The 26,388-nt window shown below is 70.5% G+C and carries 20 protein-coding genes and 1 pseudogene; 12 read left to right on the top strand and 9 right to left on the bottom strand.

Translation table 11 applies throughout. The features are described 5' to 3' along the window. Positions 1-13 precede the first annotated feature (13 nt). Complete coding sequence (locus AVR91_RS15900) at positions 14-886, top strand: NAD(P)-dependent oxidoreductase (protein ID WP_063271329.1); 873 nt, start codon at positions 14-16, stop codon at positions 884-886. Here AVR91_RS15900 and cobC read toward each other — a convergent pair. From cobC to AVR91_RS15920, 4 genes are read right to left on the bottom strand one after another with little or no spacing between them, the layout of a single operon-like run. Further along, the gene (gene cobC / locus AVR91_RS15905) at positions 859-1,872 is read right to left on the bottom strand and encodes an Rv2231c family pyridoxal phosphate-dependent protein CobC (protein WP_063271328.1); all 1,014 of its coding nucleotides are present in this window, start codon (positions 1,870-1,872) and stop codon (positions 859-861) included. The genes AVR91_RS15900 and cobC overlap by 28 nt on opposite strands. Next, complete coding sequence (locus AVR91_RS15910; protein ID WP_063271327.1) at positions 1,865-3,199, bottom strand: cobyrinate a,c-diamide synthase; 1,335 nt, start codon at positions 3,197-3,199, stop codon at positions 1,865-1,867. Before AVR91_RS15910 ends, cobC begins: the two co-directional genes overlap by 8 nt. Beyond that, the gene (gene cobO / locus AVR91_RS15915; protein ID WP_063271326.1) at positions 3,193-3,807 is read right to left on the bottom strand and encodes a cob(I)yrinic acid a,c-diamide adenosyltransferase; all 615 of its coding nucleotides are present in this window, start codon (positions 3,805-3,807) and stop codon (positions 3,193-3,195) included. The genes AVR91_RS15910 and cobO overlap by 7 nt, the downstream gene beginning before the upstream one ends. Then, on the bottom strand, positions 3,807-5,762 hold the full coding sequence (locus tag AVR91_RS15920) for a putative cobaltochelatase (RefSeq protein WP_063271325.1): 1,956 nt from the start codon (positions 5,760-5,762) through the stop codon (positions 3,807-3,809). The genes cobO and AVR91_RS15920 overlap by 1 nt, the downstream gene beginning before the upstream one ends. A 61-nt stretch (positions 5,763-5,823) precedes the next feature. On the opposite strand from AVR91_RS15920, the gene AVR91_RS15925 reads away from it, so the two are divergent. Genes AVR91_RS15925 through AVR91_RS15945 form a run of 5 tightly spaced genes read left to right on the top strand, consistent with a single transcriptional unit; the run spans position 5,824 to position 12,591 of the window. After that, entirely contained in the window at positions 5,824-6,963 is a 1,140-nt protein-coding gene (locus tag AVR91_RS15925; RefSeq protein WP_063271324.1) for a bifunctional cobalt-precorrin-7 (C(5))-methyltransferase/cobalt-precorrin-6B (C(15))-methyltransferase, read from the top strand. Further along, a complete protein-coding gene (cobM, locus tag AVR91_RS15930; RefSeq protein WP_063271323.1) occupies positions 6,960-7,721 on the top strand; it encodes a precorrin-4 C(11)-methyltransferase in 762 nt (253 codons plus the stop codon). Before AVR91_RS15925 ends, cobM begins: the two co-directional genes overlap by 4 nt. Beyond that, a complete protein-coding gene (locus tag AVR91_RS15935; protein ID WP_063271322.1) occupies positions 7,718-8,713 on the top strand; it encodes a Gfo/Idh/MocA family protein in 996 nt (331 codons plus the stop codon). Before cobM ends, AVR91_RS15935 begins: the two co-directional genes overlap by 4 nt. After that, positions 8,689-9,453, top strand: a complete 765-nt coding sequence (locus AVR91_RS15940) for a cobalt-precorrin-6A reductase (protein WP_063271321.1) — start codon at positions 8,689-8,691, stop codon at positions 9,451-9,453. Before AVR91_RS15935 ends, AVR91_RS15940 begins: the two co-directional genes overlap by 25 nt. A 33-nt stretch (positions 9,454-9,486) precedes the next feature. Beyond that, positions 9,487-12,591, top strand: a complete 3,105-nt coding sequence (locus tag AVR91_RS15945; protein WP_076857353.1) for an arabinosyltransferase domain-containing protein — start codon at positions 9,487-9,489, stop codon at positions 12,589-12,591. A gap of 98 nt (positions 12,592-12,689) precedes the next feature. Here AVR91_RS15945 and helR read toward each other — a convergent pair whose 3' ends face one another. Next, complete coding sequence (gene helR / locus AVR91_RS15950) at positions 12,690-14,864, bottom strand: RNA polymerase recycling motor ATPase HelR (RefSeq protein WP_063271320.1); 2,175 nt, start codon at positions 14,862-14,864, stop codon at positions 12,690-12,692. Between the two features lie 725 nt (positions 14,865-15,589). After that, a complete protein-coding gene (locus AVR91_RS15955) occupies positions 15,590-19,249 on the bottom strand; it encodes a WD40 repeat domain-containing protein (protein WP_063271319.1) in 3,660 nt (1,219 codons plus the stop codon). A 94-nt stretch (positions 19,250-19,343) separates the two neighbouring features. Between AVR91_RS15955 and AVR91_RS15960 the strand changes: the two genes are divergently transcribed. Then, positions 19,344-19,973 carry a response regulator gene (locus AVR91_RS15960; RefSeq protein ID WP_228708365.1) on the top strand — a complete coding sequence of 210 codons (630 nt, stop codon included), beginning with the start codon at positions 19,344-19,346 and terminating at the stop codon, positions 19,971-19,973. Here AVR91_RS15960 and AVR91_RS15965 read toward each other — a convergent pair. Genes AVR91_RS15965 through AVR91_RS15975 form a run of 3 tightly spaced genes read right to left on the bottom strand, consistent with a single transcriptional unit; the run spans position 19,964 to position 23,159 of the window. Then, positions 19,964-21,463 carry a precorrin-2 C(20)-methyltransferase gene (locus tag AVR91_RS15965; RefSeq protein WP_063271317.1) on the bottom strand — a complete coding sequence of 500 codons (1,500 nt, stop codon included), beginning with the start codon at positions 21,461-21,463 and terminating at the stop codon, positions 19,964-19,966. The two genes, AVR91_RS15960 and AVR91_RS15965, sit on opposite strands and share 10 nt — an antisense overlap. Then, positions 21,460-22,083 carry a precorrin-8X methylmutase gene (locus tag AVR91_RS15970; RefSeq protein WP_016332061.1) on the bottom strand — a complete coding sequence of 208 codons (624 nt, stop codon included), beginning with the start codon at positions 22,081-22,083 and terminating at the stop codon, positions 21,460-21,462. The genes AVR91_RS15965 and AVR91_RS15970 overlap by 4 nt, the downstream gene beginning before the upstream one ends. Further along, the gene (locus AVR91_RS15975) at positions 22,080-23,159 is read right to left on the bottom strand and encodes a precorrin-3B synthase (RefSeq protein WP_063271316.1); all 1,080 of its coding nucleotides are present in this window, start codon (positions 23,157-23,159) and stop codon (positions 22,080-22,082) included. The genes AVR91_RS15970 and AVR91_RS15975 overlap by 4 nt, the downstream gene beginning before the upstream one ends. 99 nt (positions 23,160-23,258) lie before the next feature. Here AVR91_RS15975 and AVR91_RS15980 point away from each other — a divergent pair, with 99 nt between their 5' ends. The 5 genes and pseudogenes from AVR91_RS15980 to AVR91_RS43815 form a co-directional block, all read left to right on the top strand. After that, positions 23,259-24,164, top strand: coding sequence for an ABC transporter ATP-binding protein (locus tag AVR91_RS15980; protein ID WP_063271315.1), 906 nt, complete (start codon positions 23,259-23,261; stop codon positions 24,162-24,164). Then, complete coding sequence (locus AVR91_RS15985; RefSeq protein WP_063271314.1) at positions 24,161-25,012, top strand: ABC transporter permease; 852 nt, start codon at positions 24,161-24,163, stop codon at positions 25,010-25,012. The genes AVR91_RS15980 and AVR91_RS15985 overlap by 4 nt, the downstream gene beginning before the upstream one ends. Positions 25,013-25,015: 3 nt before the next feature. Next, positions 25,016-25,261 (top strand): helix-turn-helix transcriptional regulator, encoded by a 246-nt coding sequence (locus AVR91_RS15990; RefSeq protein ID WP_005162705.1) that lies wholly within the window; start codon positions 25,016-25,018, stop codon positions 25,259-25,261. After that, a complete protein-coding gene (locus AVR91_RS15995) occupies positions 25,258-25,908 on the top strand; it encodes a Clp protease N-terminal domain-containing protein (RefSeq protein WP_063271313.1) in 651 nt (216 codons plus the stop codon). Before AVR91_RS15990 ends, AVR91_RS15995 begins: the two co-directional genes overlap by 4 nt. 163 nt (positions 25,909-26,071) lie before the next feature. Continuing rightward, positions 26,072-26,388 (top strand): annotated as a pseudogene (locus tag AVR91_RS43815) (HNH endonuclease); the annotation flags it as partial.

Here is a 26,388-nt window from a genome sequence, read left to right on the forward strand (position 1 = left end):
TTAGCCTTGCCCCATGACCGATCAGAACCTCCCGGTGACCGTCGTGGGACTCGGCCCGATGGGCGCCGCGCTCGCCGCCGCCCTGCTCGACCGCGGTCACGACGTGACCGTGTGGAACCGCTCCCCCGGCAAGGCCGCCCCCTTGGTGGCGAAAGGCGCGCGGCAGGCGGACGACATCGTGGACGCGGTGTCCGCGAGCCGTCTGCTCGTGGTCTGCCTCGCCGACTACGACGCGCTTTACTCCGCGCTCGGCCCCGCGCGGGAAGCCTTGCGCGGCCGCGTAGTGGTGAACCTGAATTCCGGCACGCCGAACGAGGCGAACGAAGCTCTCCGGTGGGCCGAGCGACACGGAACGGGCTATCTCGACGGCGCCATCATGGTTCCCCCCGCGATGGTCGGCCGCCCCGGTTCGGTCTTCCTCTACAGCGGTTCCGCCGAGGTTTTCGAGGAATACAAGGAAACCTTGGCCGATCTGGGGGATCCGGTCCATCTCGGCACGGAAGCCGGCCTCGCCGTGCTGTACAACACCGCGTTGCTGAGCATGATGTACTCGTCGATGAACGGTTTCCTCCACGCCGCCGCGCTGGTCGGCAGTGCCGGGGTCCCGGCGGCCGAATTCACGAAGCTCGCCGTCGACTGGTTCCTGCCCTCGGTGATCGGACAGATCATCAAGGCGGAGGCGCCCACCATCGACGAAGGCGTGTACCCCGGTGAAGCCGGTTCGCTGGAAATGAACGTCACGACACTGAAGCACATCATCGGAACCAGCCAGGAGCAGGGCGTCGACACCGAGATCCCGGTCCGCAACAAGGAACTTCTGGACCGGGCCGTCGCCGCCGGGTTCGGCGAGAGCAGCTATTACTCGGTGATCGAACTGTGGAGGTGAGCCAAGAACGCGTCCACCGTGTCCCGGTCCCGCACCGCGATCCGCAGGTACCGCGCGTCCAGCCCCGGGAAGGTGTCCCCACGGCGGACAGCGAACCCATTCGCCCGCAACCGTTCCCGGACGACATCGGCACCCGGGAGCCGCACGAGCACGAACGGCCCCCGGGGCTCCCCCAGCACCTCGACACCCATCGCGGTCAGGCCCGAAACCAGGTACTCCCGGTCCGATTCCGCCGCCACGGCCAGTTTCTCGGCTTCCTCCAGCGCCGCGGGACGGCAACACGCCTCGACGGCGACGGCGGCCAGCGACGACACCGACCACGGGGGCTGGACGGCGCGTAAACGGTCCACAATGGACTCGTCCGCCAAGACGTACCCGGCACGCAGCCCGGCGATCCCCCAGGTCTTCGTCAGACTGCGGAGGACGACGAAACCCGGTTGCCCCGCAACGCTTTCGGCCTCGCCGGGGACGGCGTCGAGGAAGGCCTCGTCGACGACGACCAAGCGATCCGGGCGGCCCAGCGCGAGCAGGTCCGCGGCCGGATGCAACACGGAAGTCGGGTTCGTGGGGTTCCCGACGAAGACCAGATCGGCTTCTTCCGGCACGTCGCCCAGCCGGAAGCCGTCGTCGGGCGACAACAGCACCCGGTGCACGGCGTGGCCGGCCGCGCGCAGGGCGGCTTCGGGTTCGGTGAACTGCGGGTGCACGACCACCGCGTACGACGGCCGCAACGCCGTGGCCAGCAACGTGAAGGCCTCGGCCGCGCCGGAGGTCACCAGGACCCGGGATTCGGGCAGCGAGTGCCGGGCGGCGACCGCGGCCCTCGCGGCGGTGACGTCCGGATAGGCAGCCAGATCGTCCAGTGCCGCCGCCAGTTCGGCGCGCAGCCAGGCGGGCGGTGCAGGCAGGCGGACGTTGACCGCCAGATCGACGAGGCCTTCGCCGACCTCGCGATCGCCGTGGTGCCAGAGGTCGTAGTCAGCCATGGGCGCGCACCGCGGCGGCGAACCGCTCGGCGAGTTCGGGGTAGCCCGCCCAGTGGACGTGCAGGTACGACGCGTGCAGGGACGCCGACGCGAAGCCGTCCGGAGTACGGTCCCAGCCCCAGGCGGGGGTCGGGCCGCTGCCGGGTTCGATGATCGTGCGGTGGAACTCGTGCCCGGTGACGCGTTGCCCGGCGACCGCTAGCACACTGTCGGCGGGCGAGAAAGCCTTGCGGTACCCCAGCTTTCCGCGTTTCGTCATGGTGGCCGATGCGTCGAGGACGCCGGTCATCGGCGTCCCGTCGATGTCCTGGCACAGGTACAACAGCCCCGCGCATTCCGCGACCACGGGCATGCCGTCGCCGACGGCTCGCGCGATCGCCGTCCGCAGCGGGAGATTCGCCGAAAGCTCTTCGGCGTGCACCTCGGGGAAACCGCCGCCGAAGTACAACCCGGCGCAGCCTTCGGGAAGTTCCTTGTCCTGCAAGGGATCCACGTCGACGACGTCGACACCGGCGGCGGCGAGCAGTTCGACGGCCTCGGTGTAGCGGAAGGTGAACGCGGGGCCCGCCGCGGCGGCGACCACAGTACGGCGTCCGTCATACGCGAACGGAGGCCGCCAAGGCTCCCCCGAAAGCCGGGAAGCCGACCGCGCCACCTGCACGATCGCGCCGAGGTCCACGCCTTCGCTGATCCACGCGGCCAGCTCCGGCAGCAGCCGTTGCGACTCGCTTGCCCGTTCCGCCGCCGGGACCAGGCCGAGATGACGGCTGGGCGCGTGGATCTCTTCGTTGCGGTACAGCGTTCCCAGCAGCGGGACGCCGGTCGCCTCCAGCGCGGTGACGATCTCGTCCGCGTGCCGCTGCGAGCCCAGCTTGTTGAGGATCACGCCGGCCAGCCGGACGCGGGTGTCGTACTGCGCGAATCCGAGCACGGTCGCGGCGACACTGCGCGACGCGGCCGACGCGTCCACGACGAGCACCACCGGCGCGTCCAGCAACCGGGCGACATGCGCCGTCGAGGCGTACCCCTCGGTGCCGAGTGCGCCGTCGAACAGGCCCATCACGCCTTCGATGACCGCGATGTCGGCACCGGCGGAACCGTGCCGCAGCAACGGGATCAGCCGGTCCTCGCCCTGGAGGAACGGGTCGAGGTTGCGCGGCGGCGCTCCGGTGGCCAGCGCGTGGTAGCTCGGGTCGATGAAGTCGGGCCCGACCTTGTGCCCGGACACCTTCAGTCCCCGCGCGCGCAACGCCGCCATCAGGCCCGCGGCGATCGTGGTCTTGCCGTGCCCGGAGCCGGGCGCGGCGATGACCACGCGGTTCACCATTCGATGCCTCGCTGGCCCTTTTGCCCGGCGTCCATCGGATGCTTCACCTTCGTCATCTCGGTGACCAGGTCCGCCGCGTCGATCAGCTCCGGCGGCGCGTACCGGCCGGTGATCACCACGTGCTGGTGACCGGGACGTTCCGTCAGCGTCGAGACGACGTCGTCCACTTCGAGCCAGCCCCATTTGAGCAGGTAGCTGAACTCGTCGAGGACGTAGAAGTCGTGGGTCTCGGCGGCGAGACGGCGTTTGATCTCGGCCCAGCCCTCACCCGCGTTCTCGGCGTGGTCTTCCTCGGAACCGGACTTACGCGCCCAGCTCCAGCCTTCGCCCATCTTGTGCCACTCGACGGCGCCGCCCTGGCCGGTGTCCTCGTGCAGCTTGCCCAGCGCGCGGAACGCGGCTTCCTCACCGACGCGCCACTTCGCCGACTTGACGAACTGGAACACGCCGATCGACCAGCCCTGGTTCCACGCGCGCAGCGCCATCCCGAACGCGGCCGTGGACTTGCCCTTCATCTCGCCGGTGTGCACGGCGAGCAGCGGGCGGTTGCGCCGCTGGCGGGTGGTGAGTCCGTCGTTCGGCACCGTTTCCGGTTTGCCCTGTGGCATTACGCCGCCTTTCCGGAGATACGGGTGCGGACAGCGCCCGCGAGGGTGTCGGCGGCGACCTCGGCGACCGGAACGTGTTCCGCGCCAAGGTGTTCCGCCAGCTCGGCGGCGAGCCCGAGGCGCATCTTCCCGCTCTCGCAGTCCATCACGACCGAGGTCACGTTGCCGGCGAGCAACCCGGCCGCCTGCCGCGCACGCTGGACGGCGTCGGCGCCGCTGGTCGCGCGGCCGTCGGTGACGACGACGAGCAGCGGGCGCCGCAACGGATCACGGACCGCCTCGATACGCAGAACCCTTGCCGCTTCGAGAAGTCCTTCCGCCAGCGGCGTGCGGCCACCGGTCGCGAGACCGTCCAAACGGGACGCCGCGGCGTCGACGCTGATCGTGGGCGGGAGCGCGAGTTCGGCCCCCGAGGCGCGGAAGGTCACCAGGCCCACCTTGTCCCGGCGCTGGTACGCGTCGAGCAGCAGCGACAGCACGGCGGTCTTGACCTCGCGCATCCGCTGGCGCGCGCCCATCGAGCCGGACGCGTCGACGCAGAACAGCACGAGGTTGCCCTCGCGCCCTTCCCGTCGAGCGAACCGCAGATCCTGGGGCCGCACCACGAGACCCGCGCCGCTGCGGCCGCGAGAACGCTGATGCGGCGCGGCCGCGCGCACGGTCGCGAGCAGATGCGGATGCCCGTCCTTGGTCCCGGCGGGCTGGACACCGATGGTCCGCCCGTTGTCGGTGATCGCCCGCGACCGCCGTCCGGCCGCGCCCTCACCGGTGCCCTTCACCTCGAAACGCCTGGCACGGAAGGTTTCCCCGGCACCGACCGGCTTCTGGTCGCCGCCACTCCCGCCGCCTGACGGCTCCTGGCCACCCTCCGAGGGCGGCGGGGCGTCGCCGCCCTCAGGAGGGGCACCGGAACCGGGACCGTCGTCGTCGGGACCGGACCCTTCCGGTTCGGCGTCCTGCAACGCCTGCTCCAACTGCTCCTCGGAGATCCCGGGCGCGTCGAAGGGATTGCGGCGACGGCGGTGCGGCAGCGCGAGCCGGGCCGCGACCCGGACGTCGTCGGTGGTCACCTCGGTACGCCCGGCCCACGCGGCGTGCGCGACCGCGGTCCGCGCGGTCACGATGTCCGCGCGCATCCCGTCGACCTCGAACGACGCGCAGACCTCGGCGATCTGCCGCAGTGCTTCGTCCGGCAGTTTGACCGACGGCAGAAGTCGTTGCGCCGCCTCGATGTCCGCGGCGAGTTCGGCGTCGGCCGCGGCGTACTGGCCGGCGAAACCGTCTGGGTCCGCCTCGTAGGCGAGCCGCCGCCGGACGACCTCGACCCGCAGTTCGGGATCCCGGCTGGACGCGACCTCGACGGTGAGCCCGAAGCGGTCCAGCAGCTGCGGCCGCAGCTCGCCTTCCTCGGGGTTCATCGTGCCGATCAGGACGAACCGGGCCGCGTGCGACACCGAAACACCCTCGCGTTCGACGGTCGCGCGGCCCATGGCGGCGGCGTCGAGCAGCGTGTCGACCAGGTGGTCGTGCAGGAGGTTGACCTCGTCCACGTACAGCAGCCCGCGATGCGCGGCCGCGAGCAGGCCGGGCTGGAAATCGGTGACGCCGTCGGCGAGCGCGCGTTCCAGGTTCAGCGAACCGATCACGCGGTCTTCGGCCGCGCCGACCGGCAGTTCCACGAGCCGCGCGGGACGGCGGTGGGCGGGCGAGCCCTCCGCGTGCGGGCCGTCGGGGCAGGCCGGATCGGGTTCGACGGGGTCGCAGGAGAACCGGCACGCGTCCACGACGTCGACGCCGGGCAGCAGCCCCGCCAGCGCGCGCACCATGGTGGATTTCGCCGTGCCCTTCTCACCGCGCACCAGCACCCCGCCGACGGCGGGCGAGATGGAGGAAAGCACCAGCGCCAGGCGCAGATCCGGCATCCCCACAACGGCGGTGAACGGGTACGGCTTCACAGCACTCCCTCATCCTCGACGACCTCCGGCCGATCATCGCACAGGAAATCCGTCGTCTAGCGTGACCGAGGTGCGCGAAAAATCACCCCTGACGGTCGTCGGGATCGGGGCCGACGGCTGGCCCGGCCTGTCCTCGCAGGCCAGGGAAGCGGTCCTGAACGCCGACGTGGTCGTAGGCGCTCCGCGTCAGCTCGCGTACCTGCCCGCCGGGATGAAATCCGAGCCCTGGCCGAGCCCGCTGCTGCCCGCTCTGGACGGTTTCCTCGCCGAGCGCGAGGGCCGCGTCTGCGTGCTGGCCAGCGGCGATCCGCTGCTCTCCGGCATCGGCACGACGCTGATCCAGCGCGGCTACGACGTCGAGGTCCTGCCCGCGCTCTCCTCGGTGACGCTCGCCCGCGCGCGGCTCGGCTGGGCGGCGGAGGAGACCGAGGTGGTCACCGTCGTCGGCCGCGCGATCGCCCGGGTGAGCCGCGCGCTCGCGCCCGGCCGGAGGATCCTCGTCCTCGGTGCGAACGCCGAAGACCTGCTCGACCTGCTCAAAGCCCGCGGTTACGGCAAGAGCCGCGTCACCGCGCTGTCCGATCTCGGCGGCCCTGACGAACGCGTCGGCCCCGGCTCGCTGACCGTGTTCGCCATCGAGGCCGACGGTCCCGCGCTGCCGCTGACCGGGCTGCCGGACGACGTCTTCGAGCACGACGGCCAGCTCACCAAACGCGACCTCCGCGCGTCCGCGCTGGCCAGGCTCGCGCCGTCGCCCGGCGAACTGCTGTGGGACGTCGGCGGGGGCGCGGGCAGCGTCGGCATCGAGTGGTCCCGCGTGCATCCGCTGAACCGGGCGATCGCCATCGAGCGGTCACCGGAGCGGGCCGCCAGGATCACCCGGAACGCGGATGCGCTCGGCGTCCCGGAACTCGATGTGGTGACCGGCGCGGCGCCGGAAGCCCTCGAAGGGCTGGCCGAACCGCAAGCGATCTTCATCGGCGGCGGAGTGACCGTGCCCGGCGTCCTGGACGCCTGCCTGGCGACCGGCGCGCGGATCGTCGCGCACGGCGTGACCCTCGAAGCCGAACAGGCCCTGGCCCGCGCGTACGGCGAACACGGCGGAGAACTGATCCGCGTCGGCGTCGAACAGGCCGCGCCGCTCGGCGGATTCACCGGCTGGACCCCGGCGCGAGCCGTGACCCAATGGAGCAAGTCGTGACTGTCCACTTCATCGGCGCCGGTCCGGGCGCGGCCGACCTCATCACCGTGCGAGGGCGTGACCTGCTCGGCCGCTGCGGAACCTGCCTGTACCCCGGCAGCATGACTCCGACAGCGCTCTTGGAGTACTGCCCTCCGGAGGCAGTGCTCGTCGACACCGCGAACCTCGACCTGCCCGCGATCGTCGAGCGCATGGTCGCAGCCCACGGGGAGGGCCACGAGATCGCGCGGCTGTGCTCGGGCGATCCGTCGATCTACAGCGCGGTCGCCGAGCAGATGCGCCGCCTCGACGCGGCAGGCGTTCCGTACGACGTCACGCCGGGCGTCCCCGCGTTCGCCGCGGCGGCCGCGCTGCTCAACCGGGAACTGACCGTGCCCGAGGTCGGGCAGAGCCTGGTCATCACGCGCGCCCAGGCCCGGTCCACGGCCATGCCGCCGGGGGAAACGCTGGCGAACTTCGCGCGCACTGGCACCACGCTCGCGCTGCATCTGGCGATCAACCGCATCGAGCAGGTAGTCGACGAATTGCGGCCGTTCTACCGCGAAGACTGCCCGGCCGCGGTGGTCGCGCTGGCGAGCCAGCCCGGTGAGCAGGTGCTGCGCGGCACGCTCGGCACCATCGCCGCGCAGTCCCGCGAGGCCGGGATCACCCGCGCGGCGATGATCTTCGTCGGGGAAGTCCTTGCCGCGGAAGGGTTTCCCGACAGTTTCCTGTATTCGGCCACCCGTGACCGCGCTAGCCAACCGGAGTCGTTGTGAAGAGCCTTCGCTGGGGCCTGCTGGCCGCCGGGACCATCGCCGCCGAGTTCGCGGCGGGCGTCGAAGAGAGCAAACACGGAGTGCTCGAAGCGGTCGCCGCGCGATCCGGTGACCGGGCGGCCGAGTTCGCGAGCCGCTTCGAGATCCCGAAATGCTACGGCGCCTACGAGGATCTGCTCGCCGATCCGGACGTCGACGCGGTCTACATCTCGACGCCGCATCCGCTGCACGGCGAATGGGCGATCCGCGCGGCCGAGGCGGGCAAGCACATCCTGTGCGAGAAACCGCTGACGATGTCCGTCGCCGAAGCCGAGAAGGTCATCGAAGCCGCCCGCGCCAACGACGTCTTCCTCATGGAGGCGTTCATGTACCGGCTGCATCCGCAGATCCGGCGGCTGGCCGAGCTGATCTCCTGCGGTGCCATCGGCGAGGTCCGCGCCGTGGACGTCGCCTTCAGCTACAACTTCGCCGTTCCCCGGCTCACCGATCCCGCGCTGGGCGGCGGCGGGATCTTCGACGTGGGCTGCTACTGCACTTCACTCTCGCGGCTGGTCTCGCAGGCGGCGACCGGGCAGGACGTCGTCGAGCCCGAAGAAGTGCTCGGGATGGCGAGGCTCGACGAGAACGGCGTCGACGAGGTCGCGTTCGGGCTGCTGCGGCTGCCGGGCGGGATCCTCGCGCAGCTGGCCTGCGGTTTCCAGCTGACGCAGGACGACCACATCCGCGTGTACGGCTCCGAAGGGCAGCTGTACGTGCCGAAACCGGCGTGGATCCACGAAATGCGCAAGCCGAAGACGTCGCAGATCGTGCTCACACCGGAAGGCGGCGAGCCCGAGGTGATCGAAGTCGAAGCGACACAAGGCCTTTTCGCCCGCGAAGCCGACCACGTCGCCACCCACGTCGAAGACCGCCAGGCACCCGAGCTCACCTGGGCGGAGACGCTCGCGAACCTGCGCACGCTGGAGCGATGGCGTGCGGCCGTGGCGCGATGACGCTGCTGATCCTGGGCGGCACCGGCGAAGCACGCGAGCTCGCGAAGGAACTCGTGGCGCGTGGCGAGCACGTCGTGTCGTCGCTCGCGGGCCGCGTCGCACGACCGAAGCTGCCCGACGGCGAAGTCCGCGTCGGTGGCTTCGGCGGTCCGGAGGGGCTCGCGCGCTGGCTGACCGAGCACGACGTCGACGCGGTGATCGACGCCACGCATCCCTTCGCCGAACGCATCGGCTCGAACGCGGCCATCGCGGCGCGGGAAACGGGTACTCCGCTGCTCAGGCTGGCCAGGCCCGGTTGGACCGAGCGGCCCGGCGACACCTGGCATTGGGCCGACGACCTCGACCACGCCGCGCGGCTGCTCCCGGCGCTCGGCGGACGCGTGTTCCTCACCAGCGGACGGCAAGGCCTCGCCGCGTTCGCCGCGCTGGACCTCTGGTTCCTGATCCGCTGCGTCGACCCGCCCGCAGCCCCGCTTCCCCGACGGCACGAAATCCTGCTCGACCGAGGGCCGTACACGGTGGAGAGGGAGCGCGCCCTCATGGAACGGCACGGCGTCGAGGTCCTCGTCACCAAGGACAGCGGTGGCTCGATGACCGCGGCGAAGCTCACCGCGGCCCGCGGGCTCGGCCTTCCGGTGGTCGTCGTGCGGCGGCCGCATCGGCCGGAAACGGCCAGCGTAACGACAGTTCAGAGCGCTATAACCTGGCTCGGCGGCAGGACGAAGGGCAGCCCTGCGTAAGCCGTTCGGACCAGACCCGTTAGCGTTGCGCCGATGCGTTTGATCGCTGTCACGCTGGGGTTGCTGTCCGCCTTGTGCGCATTGGCTTTCCCCTTCCTGCCGGTGGTGCAGGACACAGCGGAGGTCGTCTGGCCAACGGGCGGCGACACCCGCTCCGTCAACGCGCCCTTGACCGGGTACTGGGCGCAGGACCTGCGCGTCGATCTGCCGTGCACGACCGTCCGCTCGCTGGACGCGCGTTCGCAGGGTCAGGCGCTGTTGTTCTCCACCGTGCCCGACGGCCGCACCGACCCGCGCGCGGGCAAGGGCGTCGGCCTGCAGCTGCGCATCGACAACGGCGTACTGCTCGCCTCCAGCCAGGGGCAGCAGATCGTGCAGCAGCCGCTCCCGGAGAACAACTGCGACGTCAAGCTCCGTGCGGACGCGAACCAGATGACGGTGACCGTCGCCGAGACCGTGGTGTTCCACGCCGAGGGCGACGTCCGGCCGCGGCTGGTCGGGATCTACTCGTCGATCAACGCGGGCAAGGACCCGGTCGCCGGCCTGCACGTCTCGGTCGTCCCGGACACCCGCTACCAGACGTCGCCGACGGTGTGGAAGTGGATCATCGGCGTCATCGCGGCGCTGTCGTTCATCGGCTGCCTGATCGCGGTGTGGCGGATGGACTCCGGATTCGCCCGCCGCGCGCCACGCTGGGCGCCGGTCGGCTGGTGGCGGCTGACCGCCCGCGACGCGACGGTGATCATCGCGCTCGGCGCGTGGGTGTTCATCGGCCCGGTCACCTCGGACGACGGCTACATCCTCACGATGTCGAGAGTGGCCGAAGAGACCGGCTACCTCACGAACTACCACCGCTGGTTCGGGGTCGCCGAGGCGCCGTTCGGCTGGTTCTACCACGTGTATCAGCTGATGGCGCACGTCAGCACGGTGCCGCCGTGGATCCGGCTCCCGTCGTTCGTGCTCGGCGTGCTGAGCTGGCTGCTGATCAGCCGCGAGGTCATGCCGCGTCTGGGCACCCAGGTCCGCACGAGCCGCGCCGCCGGCTGGGCCGCCGCCGCGGTGTTCCTGGTCTGGTGGATGCCGTTCAACAACGGGGTCCGGCCGGAACCGGTCGCCGCGCTGGGCTCGCTGCTGGCGATCTGCGCCGTCGAGCGCGCGCTGGTGACCCGCCGTCTGCTGCCGTTGTGCCTCGGGCTGACCGCGGCCGGGTTCACCCTGGCCGCGACGCCGACCGGGCTGATCGCGGTCGCGCCGTTCCTGGTCGCCGCGCGCCCGCTGTACAAACTGGTCCGCCAGCGCGCCGAGAACGGCTGGCTGCCGGTACTCGGGCCGGTGCTGGCCGCCGGGCTGCTGGTGCTGGTCGTGGTGTTCGCCGACCAGACCTTCGCCACCGTGCAGGAGGCGACCCGGATCCGCACCCTGGTCGGCCCGAACCTGTCGTGGTTCCAGGAACTCGCGCGCTACCAGCTGCTGTTCGAAAGCCTGCCGGACGGCTCCGTGCCCCGCCGCTTCCCCGTGCTGCTGGTACTGCTGTGCACCGGGACCTGCCTGGTGGTGCTGCTGCGCCGCGGCCGGATCCCCGGCGCCGCGCTCGGCCCCAGCCGCCGCCTGATCGGCACGGTCGCGCTGTTCTTCCTGCTGCTGGCGCTGACCCCGACCAAGTGGACGCACCACTTCGGCGCGTTCGCCGCGGTCGGCGCGGCCATGGCGGCGTTGACCGCGCTGGCGACCAGCTCGACGGTGCTGCGCTCTCGGCGTAACCGAGCGGCGTTCCTCGCCGGGTTGCTGGTGGTCGGCGCACTGGCCGCGACCGGGCCCAACTCGTACTGGTTCGTCTCGAAACTCGGCGTGCAGTGGACCGCCGTGGCGCCCTCGATCGGCGGGATCCCGCTGTCGACCATCCTGCTGATCGCGGCCGCGATCTCCGGGGTGTACGCGTTCGTGGAGAACGTCCGCGCGCACCGGCCCGGCCTGCAGGCGGGGCCGCAGGAAGGGCGGAGCAGGTCGCTGCGGCTCGGCTCGCTCTCGCTGGTGGTGGTCTGCGGCCTGATGGCCACGGGCGAGTTCGTCAGCATGGCGTGGGCGATCCACAACCAGCAGGGTTCCTACAGCCTCGGCGCCGCGAACTTCGGGCATCTGTTCGGCAAGAGCTGCAACCTCTCCGACCACGTGATGGTGGAACGGGACGCCGCGACCAGCATCCTGCGGGCCCAGCCCGAACAGCGGACGGTCCCGGTGAAGAAGGAGGAGCCGCCCGCCGGGCAGACCCCGCCGCCGCTGCCCGACCCCGAGCAGGACAACGGCCGGGTGCAGACCGGGTTCCACACCCGCGCGATCGACGACAAGGACCCGCTGGCCGAACCGCCGCACGGCTTCAAACCCGACGAAGTCCCGATGTGGAGCAGCTTCCTCGACCCCGAGACGCGGGCCGGGCGGCTGCGCAGCGACTGGTACGCCCTCTCCGAAAAGCCGGCCGACGGGCAGATCGTGGTCGCCACCGCGGGCGCGGCCCGGCGCCCGACGTCGGTCAGCCTCGACTACGGCGTGAACACCAGCGAAGGCGTGAAGGTCGTCCGCAGCCAGTTCGTGCTGCCGCCGGGCGCCGGGACGAACGGCTGGAACGACACCCGGATCAACCTGCGCGATCTGCCGGCCGAGACGACGTCCGTGCGGATCAACATCGTCGACAACGACCTCACCGAGGACGGCTGGATCGCCGCGTCCGCGCCCCGCGTGCCGACGTTCACCACGCTGACCGAGAAGATCGCGGGCAAGCCGGTGTACGTCGACTGGCCCGCGTCGTTCGTCTACCCGTGCGTGCAGCCGGTGACCTCGCACGACGGCATCTCGAAGATGCCCGAGTACCGGATCACCGCCGGCGCCGTCGCCGACGAGGCGAACTGGGCGTCCAGCACCAACGGCGGCCCGATCGGCTGGCTCGAAGAGGTCGCGGCCGAACCCGAGGTGCCCAGCTACCTGATCGGCCAGCCGAGCCAGTCCTGGGGCCAACTGCTGCAGGTCGAACCGTTCACCGAGGGGATCGCGCCGACGATCGTCCACGGCGAGAAGGTCGTCCCCGGCTGGTGGTCCCCCGGTCCCGGACCGCGCCAGCCGAACGGCAAGGACCCGACTCGCTAGCCGTCACTCGCGTGATTGAGCCCGTAACTCGCGTGATTGGGGCCGGAACTCACGAGTTACGGCCCCAATCACGCGAGTGCGGTGTCTGATCACGCGAGTTACGGGTTCAGGCCCGCCAGCGCGGGCGGCAGCGGAGCCTCGTGAAGGACGCCGAGGCGCTGCGTAGCGCGCGTTAGCGCCACATAGAGCTCAGCGGCACCTCGCGGCCCATCGGCCAGGATCCGCTCCGGGTCCACGACGAGGACGGCGTCGTACTCGAGCCCCTTCGTCTCCGACGCGGGCACCGTGCCCGGTACGCCGGGCGGCCCGATCACGACACTGGTGCCTTCACGCCCGGCTTCGTCCTTGACGAACTCCTCGATGGCGCCCGCCAGGGATTCCGCGTCGACCTGCCGCGCCCACGGCCGGACCCCGTTGGACCGCACCGATTCCGGCGCCCGGACCTCCGGCGCGAACTCGGCGAGCACCGACGCCGCGACGGCCATGATCTCCGCCGGGGTCCGGTAGTTCACCGTCAGCGAGCGGTAGACCCAGCGCCCCGGCACGTACGGCTTCAGCATCGCGTCCCACGAGCGTGCCCCGGCCTCGGACCGCCGCTGCGCCAGATCGCCGACGACGGTGAACGACCGGTTGGGACAGCGCCGCATCAGCACCCGCCAGTCCATTTCGGACAGTTCCTGCGCCTCGTCGACCACGACGTGCCGGTACGTCCAGTCCCGGTCCGCCGAGGCACGCTCGACGAGGCTGCGCGTGTCGTGTTCGACGAACCGGTCGGCGAGTTCGTCGGCGAAGAGCAGGTTCTCCGCCGAGAGCATGATGTCCTCGTCCATCTCCTCGCGGTCGAGCTTCATCGTGTCGAACACGCCTTCGGCGTACTCGGCCTCGGCCTTCTTCTCCCGCGCGAGCGCCATCTCGGCGGCCTTGTCCTCCGCCTTGTCGCGGCCGAGCAGGTCGACGAGTTCGTCGAGCAACGGCATGTCCGACACCGTCCAGGCCTCCCCGTCGGCGCGCAGCAATGCCTGGTCGGCCCCCGCCGCGCGAAGCCGCTCCGAGGACGAGAGCAATGTCGCCAGCAGGCTTTCGGGCGTGAGGATCGGCCAAAGGTCGTCGAGCGCGGCGGTGAACGTCTCGCTCTCCGCCAGTTCCTTGAGCAGGTCCTTCCGCAGCCGCTCCCATTCGTCGCGGTCGTCCCGGCTGAGCCAGCCGCGGCCGATCCGCGCGATCGCCCGCTCGGTCAGCACGTAGGTGACGATGTCGGTGAACGTCCCGCGCGCCTCGTTGTGCGGCAGACCGCTCTTGCGTGCCTCGTCGCGAGCCCATTCCGCGGTCTCGGCGTCGATCCGCACGGTGACGTCGGCCAGGTCGATCAGCACCGGTTCCTCGGGCAGCCGCTGCCGGTCGGCGACGGCGGCTTTGAGGACGTCCAGCATCTTCAGCGAACCCTTGAGCCGCGTGGCCTCCGGCCCGTCCTCGGCGGTGACGTGCTTGCCGGGCACGAGATCGCCGGTGGTCATGAACACCACGTCGGTCTCGCCCAGCGACGGCAGGACACGGCCGATATGGTGCAGGAACGCCGAATTGGGCCCGACCACGAGCACGCCGTGGCGCTCCATCCGCTCGCGCTGCGTGTAGAGCAGGTACGCGACGCGGTGCAGCGCGACCACGGTCTTCCCGGTCCCCGGCCCGCCCTCGATCACGAGCACCCCGGGATGCTCGTGCCGGATGATCTCGTCCTGTTCGGACTGGATCGTCGCGACGATGTCCCGCATCCCCTCGCCACGCGGCGCGTTGACGGCCGCGAGCAGCGCCGCGTCACCCTCCGCGTCACCGCCGGGACGGCCGAACACCTCGTCGGTGAATCCGAGCAGCTCACGGCCGTGCGTGTGGAACTGACGGCGACGGCGCATCTTCTCCGGCGTCGCGGCGGTCGCGGTGTAGAACGGGCGCGCCGCCGGCGCCCGCCAGTCGAGCAGCACCGGTTCGTAGTCGTTCTCCTCGTCGAAGAGACCGATGCGGCCGATGTACGAGGTCTCCCCCGCCAGGCTGTCCAGCCTGCCGAAGCACAACCCGTTGTCGACGACGTCCAGCCGCCGCGACTCCCTGGCCAGCGCGCGCACCTCGACGTCACGTTCCATCGCCGTCCCGCCGGTTCCGCCCAGCGCGGCCTGGTACTCCCCCTTCACCCGCGCGCGTTCGGCGTCCAGGCGCGTGTAGAGCCCGGCGACGTATTCGCGTTCGGACCGGAGCTCTTCTTCATGACCCTGAGTTGACACAGACTCCCATTTCGCCAGGTTTCGGCTACGGCGAGTGAGTCTGAGGCATCACCGGGGTCTTGTGGCAAGTCCCCCCATGCGCTATATGTTTATTACGGAGAGAGTTACTCCGTCCACTTCTCGGCCCCGTCGGGCCCTATGTCCACGCAGTACGGCAGGTTGCGAAAGCCACTTTCGCAACGCCGGCGGAGGCAAGTCGTCTATCCGCAGATCAAGTGGGTGGCGGAGAGGGCTCAGTGGCCTGACGCCCTCCTGTCCACAGGGGCCACTTCCGGGGCGAGCGTGCCCGATTAGGGCGTTTTACGAAGGGGTCGTGAGTGTTTTGGGTCGTTCTAACGACCCAAAACACTCACGAGGCGACACCTGCGACCGAACCGCCGCTCCCCGTAGCCGACCGGGAGCGAAGGCTCCTTTCGCCGCATCAGACTCGGCGAAGGGAGCCTTCAGCCCACACCACTCCGCTAGTGGCTACTGACGCAGGTTGGATCAGCCGCAGCCGCGCTCCGCATAGGTACTCAAGACACCCTTGGCTCTAACGACCCAAACACTCACGACCCCAGCGAAAACCGTACAGATAAACATCAAACTGACATCTACTTACCGACTGATGCCCTTTGTGGACATTGTTCGTTCAAGCCCCTGCGCCTGGGTGGGGGCCGCAGAAGGCCATGAGCGGACCACCCACCGCACCCGACACCTTTGCCTCACGGACTTCCGGGAGTCACTCATCCACACGGTGGCGCGTATTCGAGCCCCGGAAAGTACTTCTCCCACTCTTCCCGCGTGATCCTCGGCGTCGCCAGCCTGCAGATCTCCTCGCTCACCTTCGCGGGGTCCGTCTGCCACAGCTGGACGCCGCTGCTCCCGATCGCGAGCGTATGCCCGTCGTCCCGGTACGCCAGCGAGTTGACCGTCGCCCCGAAACCGGTGAGCTGCGTCGTCTCCACCGGTTTCCGCGGATCGGTCACATCCCAGACCCGCACCGTCCGGAACGCCGACGCCGCCAGTTCCCGGCCGTCCGGGCCGAACGCGAGCGGCCCGACGCCTTCGGCGTGCCCGGCCAGTTTGACCGGCCGCGCGACGTGCGCGCGATCGGTGATGTCCCAGAGGTAGACGTTCCGGTCGCTGCCGCCCGCGGCGACCGTGCGGCCGTCGGGGCTGAGCGCCATCTTGAACACCGTGCCCCCGTCGGGCCGCAGGGTCGAGACCAGGCTCGGCCGCCGCGGGTCGGCGACGTCCCACAGGGTCACCGCGGACGAGTCCGGCCCCTGGCTCGCCACGAGCGTCCGTCCGTCCGGGGTGAACGCGAGCGACCACACCGTGCCGTCGCCGACCGGCAGATCCCTCGGCCCGGTGAACCGCCGGGGATCGCTGACGTCCCAGAGCGTGATCGGTCCGTCGTCGCGGCCGGAGGCGAAGGTCTTCCCGTCCGGGCTGAAGGCGAGCGAGTAGGTCGGCAGGACTTCGGTCGACGCCAGCAGTTTCGGCGCCGTCGGCTCACTGATGTCCCAGCGCTGCAGCACGAACGTCCCGCCGACACCGGCACCGGCGTGCGCGGCCAGCGCGAGACTCCGCCGGTCCGGGCTCACCGCGACCGCGGTGACGGTCGCGGGGCCGGGAAGCTTCGAAAGCTGCCTCGGGGCACGCAGATCGTCCATCGACCACAGCCGCACGTCGTCCCCCGCGGTGACGAGGATGCGCCCCTGTTCGAGGAAGGTGCCGACGTTCCAGCCCGCGCTCGACGCCAGCGCGAGTTCGCCGACGTCCTGAAGCCGGACGGTGCGATCGGCACTGGCCGACACGATGGTCTTGCCGTCCGGTGAGAACGCGGTCCACCAGATGGAGTTCGTATGCCCGGACAGCGGCGGCAGTTCCTTCGCCGGCCCCGTGACGTCCCAGAGACGCACGGACTGGTCGTCCCCCGCGGTCACCACCAGCCTGCCGCTCGGGCTGAACCCGGCCGCCCAGACCACGGCCGGGGTGGTCAACGTCGACAGGTGCCGCGGCGCCGCCGGATCGGCGACGTCCCACAGCTTCGCGGTGCGATCCCAGCTGGTGGTGAGCAGCCGTTTGCCGTCCGGGCTCCACGACGGGGTGAGCTGCAGGTCCTTGTGTCCGGAAAGGACGGAGCGCCGTCGCGGCGCGGACGGGGTGGTCACGTCCCAGAGCTCCGCCGTCCAGTTCGTGTTCGTGACCGCGAGCAGCGTTCCATCGGGGCTCAGGACGGCGCGTTCGAGCTGTGCGGCCGGGATACCGCCGAGCGGTTTAGGCGCGCCGAGGTCGCCGACGTCGGTGAGCCGGACCGTCCGGTCGACCGAGCCGCTGACGAGCAGGCGGCCGTCCCGGCTGAAGTCGAGGGAGAGCAGGACGTCCCGATGCCCGGTGACGTCCGCTTTCCGCACCGGTCGCCGCGGATCGGACAGATCCCAGAGCCGGACCCGATGATCGCGGGTGACCGTCGCGAGCGCGCGCCCGTCGCGGCTGAACGCCAGCGGACCGCGGACCTCCGCCGAGCCGGGCAGCGTCGCCAGGAGATCCGGCTGCCGTGAATCGGCGATGGACCACACCTGCGTCGCCCGATAGGCATCGGAGGTGATCATGAGCTGCCCGCTCAGCGCGACGGTGACGTCGCCCGGATCGAAGACCATCCGGGTGGCGAACGGCGCCGCCATCGACGCGAGCAGGCCGTCGTGGGTCTCCTGGATCGGCGCGAGCCGGTACGCGGCGAGACTGAGCTGGGTCGACAGCGCCGGATTCGACTCCCGCAACGTCTTCGCGTCGACGACGGCTTTCCGCGCGAGCGCCTCGTTCCGCTGTTCGGTGGCGGTCCGCCCGGCGTCGACGGCGTACCCCACGGCGACACCCGCCAGGAGCAACAGGACGCCGAGGAGCGCGACGAGTCTTCGCAGCCTCCGCGTCCGTTTGCGGCCGACGGCGGTCTCCTCGGCTTCGGCGTCGAGCCCGGCCTGAAGGAACGTCCGCTCGCGCGCGCTCAGCGCGTCCGGCTCCCGCTCCGCCCATTCGGCCGCGAGACCCAGCCGCGTGCCGCGATAGAGACTGCCCTTGTCGCGATCCAGCGACTCCCACAGCTCGGTCGCCTCGGCCAGTTGCCGGTGCAGGCGGTGCCCTTCGCGGTCCTCCGCGAGCCAGTCGCGCAGCCGCGGCCAGCTGCGGATCAAGGCCTCGTGGGCGATCTCGACGCCGTCGCGGTCGAGGACGAGCAGACGCGCGTCGGCGAGGCGTTCGAGTACCTCCGTCGTGGCCGGGTCGTCGTCGAGTTCGCGCCGGTTGAGACGGCGCTTCGTGTCTTCGGTGCCTTCGCCGAGCGCGGTCAGGCGAAGGAAGATCTGCCGCACGACGCGCTGCCGGTCCGGCTCCAGATCCGTGTAGACCGCCTCCGCGGTCCGCGCGATCGCGTTGAGGATCCCGCCCGCCGCTTCGTACGCCGCGCTGGTCAGCGTGATCCCCTGACGCCGCCGCCAGGTCTCCAGCAACGCGTGCGACACCAGCGGCAGCATCGCGGGCTGGCCGGTGGCGTCGGCGACGAGCGTCGTGACCAGCGCCGCCTCGACCCGGCAGCCCGCGCGGACGGCGGGTTCGACGATCGCGGTCCGGAGTTCGTCGGCGGTCATCGGGCCCACCATCACCTGCGCGTCGGTGAGCGCCTCGACCAGACCGGCGTGACGGCAGAGGTGACCGTAGAAGTCCGCGCGGACACCGAGGACGACCCGCGTGCCGTGCTCGTCGCGGGAGAGCGCGACCAGCGCGTCGATGAACTTCTCGCGTTCGATCCGGTCCCGGCAGAGCGTGTAGACCTCCTCGAACTGGTCGACGATCAGCAGCCGTCCCTCGGCGTCGAGGTCCTCGTCGAGCGGATGCGCCCCAGGCGTGCGGAGGACGACGGGGCGTTCGCTCACCGCCGCCAGCCCGGCCCGCAGGACCGACGACTTCCCCGACCCCGAGGCACCGAAGACCCCGACGAGCCGTTTTTCCGCGAGCTTGCCGGTCAGCTCGGCGACCAGCCGCTCGCGGCCGAAGAAGCGGTCGGCGTCGGCGGTCTGGAACGCGGCCAATCCGAGGTACGGGAGTTCGGTTTCGTCGCGTACGCCGGAGGCCGCGGCGAGCCCGGCGGCGACCGTGCGCCAGCGCTCCTCCCACGCCGCGATGTCGCCACCGCACGCGGTGACGTACGCCGTGGTGACCGCGAGCCCTGGTAGCTTCCGCCCGCCCGCGGCTTCGGAGAGCGCGGCGGCCGAGTAGCCCGCGCGCGTCGAAAGCTCGCGGTACGTCGGCCCGCCCGCCTTCTCGCGAAGCAGTCGAAGATCCGCCGCGAAGCTCACGACGACGTCGTCGCCCGGCCCCAGCGGGCGCTCGCGTCTCGGCACCAGGCCCCCCTGATCGTCGAACCGTTACCGATTGGACATTGTTCACCGAAAACGGCCGGACACTGTACAAAAGTTCTGCGCTACAACCGATGGCGTGCCGATTCGAACCCATGCGGTGACCGTGGTCTTCGCGGGCGTCCCCGAACCGCCCGCGTCCTCGGAGCTGGAGGTGGTCGCTCATACCCCCGACGAACGTGAAGCGGTCTGGCACGCCAGGACGCTGCGGCCGGACGTCGTCGTCCTGCCGGTCCACCCGCCGTCGCTCGACGGGCTCGCCGTGACACGCGAGGTGTCGTCCCGCGTACCGGGCACCGCCGTGCTGGTGCTGACCCCACCCGGCGACGGCGAACTCGTGGTCGCCGCGATGCTCGCGGGCGCACGCGGCGTCCTGTCCCGCGGCGCGGGCCCCGACGATCTGGTCCGCTTCATCCGCGGGGTGGCGGCGGGCGCGGTGCTCTTCGGCGAGCGCGCCGCGGACCGGCTTTACGGCCTGCTCGCCGCTTCCCAGCCGATGCGGGCGTTCCCGCGGCTGACCCCGCGCGAACACGAGGTGCTCGACCTCCTGGCCGGCGGCCTGACGATTCCCGCCGCCGCGCGGCAGCTGGGGCTCGCGCCCAAAACCGTGCGTAACGTCGTCACGTCGATCCACGCCAAGGCCGGCGTGGACGACCGTGAGCTGTTGCTCGCCCAAGCCCGGAACGCCGGGCTCGGCCATCACTCGTAGGTGCGCGGTGTCCAGACGACGCCGTTCTCGGCGCGGGTCTTCGACGAGCCGATGATCAGCAGGCAGCGCATGTCCACACTGGCCGGATCGAGGGTGCCGAGGGTGACCACGCGGATGTCCTCCTCGGAACCGCCGACGTCCCGGGCGACGACCACCGGCGTCTCCGGCGCGCGGTGCCGGAGCAGGACGTCGCGGGCCTGCGCGAGCTGCGTGGTCCGCGTGCGGGACGCCGGGTTGTACAGCGCGAGCACGAGATCCGCCGCGCCCGCCGCGTCGAGCCGACGTTCGATGATCTCCCACGGCTTGAGCCGGTCGGACAGGGAGAGCACGCAGTAGTCGTGCCCCAGCGGCGCGCCGACCCGGGACGCGGCCGCCTGCGCGGCGGTCACGCCCGGCACGATCCGCACCCGGGCGCCCGCGCCGTGTCCGGCCGCGACCTGCTCCAGCACGGCCGACGCCATCGCGAACACGCCGGGATCACCCGAGGAGACCACCGCGACCTTGGCGCCGTTCGCGGCCAGTTCGAGCGCTTCGACGGCGCGGTCGGCCTCGACGCGGTTCCCCGACGCGTGCCGCTGCTGGCCCGCGCGCTGCGGCACTCGCGCGACGTACGGGCCGTAGCCGACGATGTGCTCCGCCGCGGCCAGTTCCGCGGTCGCCTCGGGCGTCAGCCAGTCCGGGCCGGCCGGACCCAGGCCGACGACCACGACCTCGCCGCCGGTGTGCGTTTCCACCTCACGGGTGACTTCGGGTTCGTCGGCGAGCCGGGAGGCGTAGGCGGGGCTGGGCAGCAGCGCCAGCGAGAAGTACGGCACCGACTCCGGGTCGACGTCGGCGAACGGCTCGACGCGCTGCGCCGGCCAGGTCGCCCGTTCGACGTAGAAGGCGTCGTCCAGCTTTCCGGCTTCGGCCAGTGCCTCGCGGACGTTGCCGAACGTGCGGCCGAGTTTGAGCACCGCCGCGGCCTGCGTGTCGGCCAGGCGGCGCGCGAGCTCCGGGGCGGGCAGCGTGCCGGGCAGGATGGTGAGGACCTCGTCGCGCTGCACCAGCGGGCGGCCGAGCACCGACGACGCCGCGCTGACCGACGTCACGCCCGGCACCACGGTCGCCTCGTAGCGGTCGGCGAGCCGCTCGTGCATGTACATGTAGGAGCCGTAGAAGAACGGGTCGCCTTCGCAGAGCACGACCACGTCGCGTCCAGCGTCGAGGTGTTCGGCGAGCCGTTTCGCGCTCAGCTCGTAGAAGTCGGCGATGGCGCCTTCGTAGCCGCCGGGATGGTCGGTGGTCTCCGTGGTGACCGGGTAGACCAGCTTCTCCTCGATCTGCCCGTCCCGCAGGTACGGCTCGGCGACCGAACGCGCGATGCTCCGGCCGTGCCGCGCGCTGTGATAGGCGATGACGTCGGCCTCGCCGATCAGGCGCGCGGCCTTGACCGTCATCAGTTCCGGGTCACCGGGTCCGAGCCCGACACCCCAGAGTTTCCCGCTCATTCGACCTCACTCGCCATCGCGTTGATCGCGGCGACGGCCATCGCGCTGCCGCCGCGTCGTCCGTGCACCACCAGGTACGGGGCGGGCGCGCGCTTCGCGAGCTCCACTTTGGACTCGGCCGCGCCGATGAAGCCCACCGGCACACCGATGATCGCCGCCGGCGCGCCGACGCCCTCTTCGAGCAGCTCCAGCAGGCGGAACAGCGCGGTGGGCGCGTTGCCGATCGCCACCACGGAACCGGGCAGCTTGTCGCGCCACAGCTCCAGCGCGGCCGCGGAGCGGGTGGTGCCCATCCGCTCGGCCAGCCCGGGCACCTTCGGATCGGACAGTGTGCACAGCACCTCGTTGGCGGCAGGCAAACGTTTGCGGGTCACCCCGGAGGCGATCATGTTCGCGTCGCACAGGATCGGCGCGCCCGCTTCGAGCGCGGCGCGGCCGGATTCCACCACGTCCAGGCTGTAGCGGAGATCGTCGACCAGGTCGACCATCCCGCAGGCGTGGATCATCCGCACGGCCAGCACCGCGACGTCGTCGGGGAGGATCGCGAGATCCGCCTCCTCACGGATGGTGGCGAACGAATGCCGGTAGATCTCGGCCCCGTCCCGGATGTAGTCGATCACTGTGTCCCTTTCTCCGCCAACGTTCTCGCCAGCTCGCCGACCGGGACGTACGCCCCGTCGACCAGATAACCGTCCCCCGTCGCGAGCACGTCGACGTGCTCGCGCGCGGGTTTGCCGCAGCGCCGTTCACAACCGGCGAAATGAGCCCTCGGGGCCCGCCCGACCCGCGCCGCGTCGGCCCGCACGTCGGCGAGCGACTTGGCACAGCCCGGCTGCCCGATGCACGCGCTGATCCCGAGCGAGGGCGCGTCCGGATCCGTGATCAGCCCTGTGTCCGGCGCCAACGGACCGAGGACCAGGATCGACCGCCACGGCGTGACCACGGCGTTTCCGGCCTTCGCGATCGCGCGCGCCTGAGCCGAGGTGAGCCTGCCGAAGACCGGGGCGACCCCGATCGCGTCACCGATCGGCCCGATCGGGAGGCCCGGATTCACCTCGAACCGCCGCGGCTCCGTCGTCTCGCCGGGAATGCCGCTGAGCAGTGGCTCGACGTCGGCGAGTTCGCCGATCCGCCACGCCGTTCCCCTCGTGCGAAGGAACGCGCGCGCGACCGCGAGCAGTGTCTCGACGGCCTGCCCGGCGGTGACGCGCAGGCCGGTGTCCTCGCCGGCGAGCAGCACGGCACCGTCGCGCCAGCAGACGTCGGCGCCCTCACCGGCGACGTCGCCCTGGCCGCCGTCGAAGGCGAACAGGAAGCGCCCCGGGAGTTCGGCCAGCTCCGGAACGGCACACAAGGCCTCGTCGAGTTCCCGGGCGAGCTTTTGCGCGGTCTCACTCAACGGCGACGCGAGGATGTTGCGAACGCGTTCGTGCGACGGCGAGGGCAGGAGCCCGGCCGCGACGAGCCTGCCCGCGAGACCCGGCCGGGTGACCCCGCGCAGCTGCACGTTGCCGCGGGAGGTCAGGTGGAGTGCGCCGTCACCGAGGTCGTCGGCGGCGTCGGCGAGCGCCCGGAACTGAGCCGCCGAGATGGCGCCGCCGGGCAGCCGGATCCGGGCGAGCGGACCGTCGGCCGCGTCGTGCGTGGCGAAAACACCAGGGCACGCGTCGGCTCGGACACGTGCGCTCGTGGACATGCGCTCACTGTAGATGGCCGATTCGACCGAGAGTATGTCTCAGATCATATGTAGTAGGTGTGCTACATTCGATCGCAGCACTGAGATGGGGGTGACCAAATGAGAGATCCACACGACGTGATGATCTCCGTCAAAGATCTCCGGATGCGGTACGGCACGAACGACGTCCTCCACGGCGTCGACTTCACCGCGCACCGCGGCGAGGTGATCTGCCTGCTCGGCCCGAACGGGGCGGGCAAGACCACCACGATCGAGATCCTCGAAGGCTTCCGGATGCGGTCGGAGGGCGAGGTCAGCGTGCTGGGCGTCGACCCGGCGCACGCCGACGAGAACTGGAGGGCGCGGCTGGGGGTCGTCCTCCAGGCCTGGCGCGACCACGCGAAATGGCGGGTGCGCGAGCTGCTGGAGCACCTGGGCGGCTACTACGCGCCGTACTCCACGGATCGCATCAAGCGGCCGTGGGATCCGGACGAACTGGTCGCCGCGGTCGGACTGACCGAGCACGCGGACAAGAGGGTCCGGATGCTCTCGGGCGGGCAGCGGCGACGGCTCGACGTCGCGATCGGCATCGTCGGCCGCCCGGAACTGCTGTTCCTCGACGAACCGACCGCCGGGCTGGACCCGGAGGCGCGGCGCGAATTCCACGATCTCGTGCACCGGCTGACCGATGACGACGACACGACGATCCTGCTGACCACGCACGACCTCGACGAGGCCGAGAAGCTGGCCGACCGGATCCTGATCCTGAACCACGGCCGCATCGTGGCCGACGGTTCGGCCGACGCGCTGAGCAGGCAGATCGCCGGAGAGGCCGAGGTGCGCTGGACACTGGACGGCCAGCGGTTCGTGCACTCCACGACCGAATCGACGAAGTACGTGCACGAACTGTTCAAGCAGCACGGGGACGCCATCGGCGATCTCGAGGTGCGGCGGGCGTCGCTCGAAGACACGTACATGACCCTGGTCCGCAAGGCCGAGTCCCTGGAGGCGGTGGGCGCGCGATGAACACGATTCAGCACAGTGTCCGGCTGGGCATCCGGCGCGGCTGGCTCGAAGCCCGCCAGATGATGACCAACCGGGAAGACCTCTTCAACACCTTCCTCTTCCCGGCGATCTTCGTGATCGTCATGTTCTTCATGCGCGGCGCGAAACTGCCGGGCACGGAGTTCTCGCTCGGCGCCGCCACCGTGCCGAGCGTGCTGGGCGCGTCGATCGTGTTCAGCGGCATGCTCGGGATGGCCGGAGTACTCGCCGTCGAACGGGAAGACGGCACGCTCCTGCGCGCCAAGGCCACGCCGAACGGCATGGTCGGCTACCTCGTCGGCAAGGTCGTCACGGTGTCGTTGAGCACCGTCATCGGCATGCTGCTGGTACTGATCCCGAGCCTGATCCTGTTCGACGGCATCGCGCCCGGTGGGCTGACGTCGTGGCTGGGCCTGCTGTGGGTGCTCGTGATCGGCCTGCTCGCGACCATGCCGATCGGTGCGATCTTCGGCTCGCTGACCTCGAACGCGCGCAGCATCGGGCTGATCATGCTGCCGACACTGGGGATCGGCGCGATCTCGGGGATCTTCTACCCGATCACCGCCCTGCCGGAATGGCTGCAGTATCTCGGGCAGGTGTTCCCGATGTACTGGCTCGGCCTCGGCATGCGGTCGGCGCTGCTGCCGGACTCGACGGTGATCATCGAGATCGGCCAGTCCTGGCGGCCTTGGGAGACCCTCGGCGTGCTGTCGGTGTGGGCCGTGATCGGATTGACGCTGGCCCCGGTCGTCCTGCGGCGCATGGCGCGGCGCGAGTCCGGGTCCTCGGTGGCGGCACGACGGGAAAAGGCGATGCAGCGAATTGGCTAGCTCATGAGCGAGGTCGTTTACAACCGGATCGCGATGTTGCGGGCGGAACGGGGCATTTCCCGCCGCGAACTCGCCGATGCGCTGGGTGTGCACTACCAGACCATCGGCTACCTCGAACGCGGCGAGTACAGCCCGAGCCTCTACCTCGCCCTGCGGATCGCGGAGTTCTTCGAGGTGGCGGTGGAGATCATCTTCTCCACCGCCCCTTTCCCGCGGATCGGGGACTCTTCGTCGGAGCGGTCGGCGTGAGCCTGCTGGAGCGGGCGCACGCGCACGCGGTCCGGCTGGGGCACGACCGCATCGGGGGTGAGGAGCTTCTGCTCGCGGTCCTCGACGATGGCGTGGGGCACGCGCTCCCCGATGCTTTGGGGATCTCTCGCGATGTCCTTGTGTGGCAACTGGAGAAAGCTCCTTCGTCGCCTGCCGCCGGGACCGTCGACGGCTATCCGGTCACTGCGGAAGTCCTTGACGTGCCCCGATCCTCGGGTCTGGTGGAACTGGTCGTCGGCCTGCTGGCCGCCGGCGGCGGAGCGGCTCGCGTCCTGGGCGAACACGGGGTGACCGAGGAGCGGGTGCGGGAGGCTTATACGCGAATCTGGGCTCCCTTTCTGGACGAGAACGCCGTCTGGGGAAGTTCCGTTTCGCGCGGTCCCGCGGACCCGCCGTTTGAGATCGACGCGCTGACGTCCCAGATCGCCGAATTTCGGCGACGCAAGGAAGCGGCCGTCGATGCGCAGGAGTACACCGAGGCGGGCCTCATCCGCGACAAGGAGAAAGAGGTCGAGCGGCGGCGGTCCGAGCTCATCCGGGAATGGGCGGCGACCGTCGATCCGGTGGATCTGGCCGAGGCGGTCGTTTCCCTACGGGCTGAAGTCGCCGCCCTTCGCCGCATTTAGCCGACTAATTGCGGCGAGCGCTTCGCATTTAGTCGACTAAATGCTAGTCGCTCAGGGTGATTCAGCATTGGCGACTGTTTCACCCGTCAGTGTTGTCGACGCGGGTTGACTTGTTGCTTAAAATTACGAACACATGTTCGACGTGTTGCGGTATTATTGAGGTGTGTCCGAGACCTTCCTCCCCGAACTGCCGCAGGAGCTGTGGCGCGCCGGCAAGCTGGAGCTTGCCCATGGCGTGCAGCAGTTCTTGCAGGTGATTCGCATGGCCACTGCCGGGTTGGGGCAGTTTCTGGCGGAGATCGAGAATCGGGGCGCGAAAGACTTATACGGGCATGGAAGTACTGCGAGCTGGTTCGCGGATTTGGCGGGGTTGTCGCGGGGTGAGGCGGGTGCGGTGGTGAAGCGGGCCCTCGCGCTGAATCCCACCCGGGCCTTGGATGGCACGGAGGTTCCGCCCGCTGCTCCTGCCACCGCTGCGGT

Origin of the sequence: Amycolatopsis keratiniphila subsp. keratiniphila, from assembly GCF_001620365.2 — a bacterium.
GTDB classification, from domain to species: domain Bacteria; phylum Actinomycetota; class Actinomycetes; order Mycobacteriales; family Pseudonocardiaceae; genus Amycolatopsis; species Amycolatopsis keratiniphila.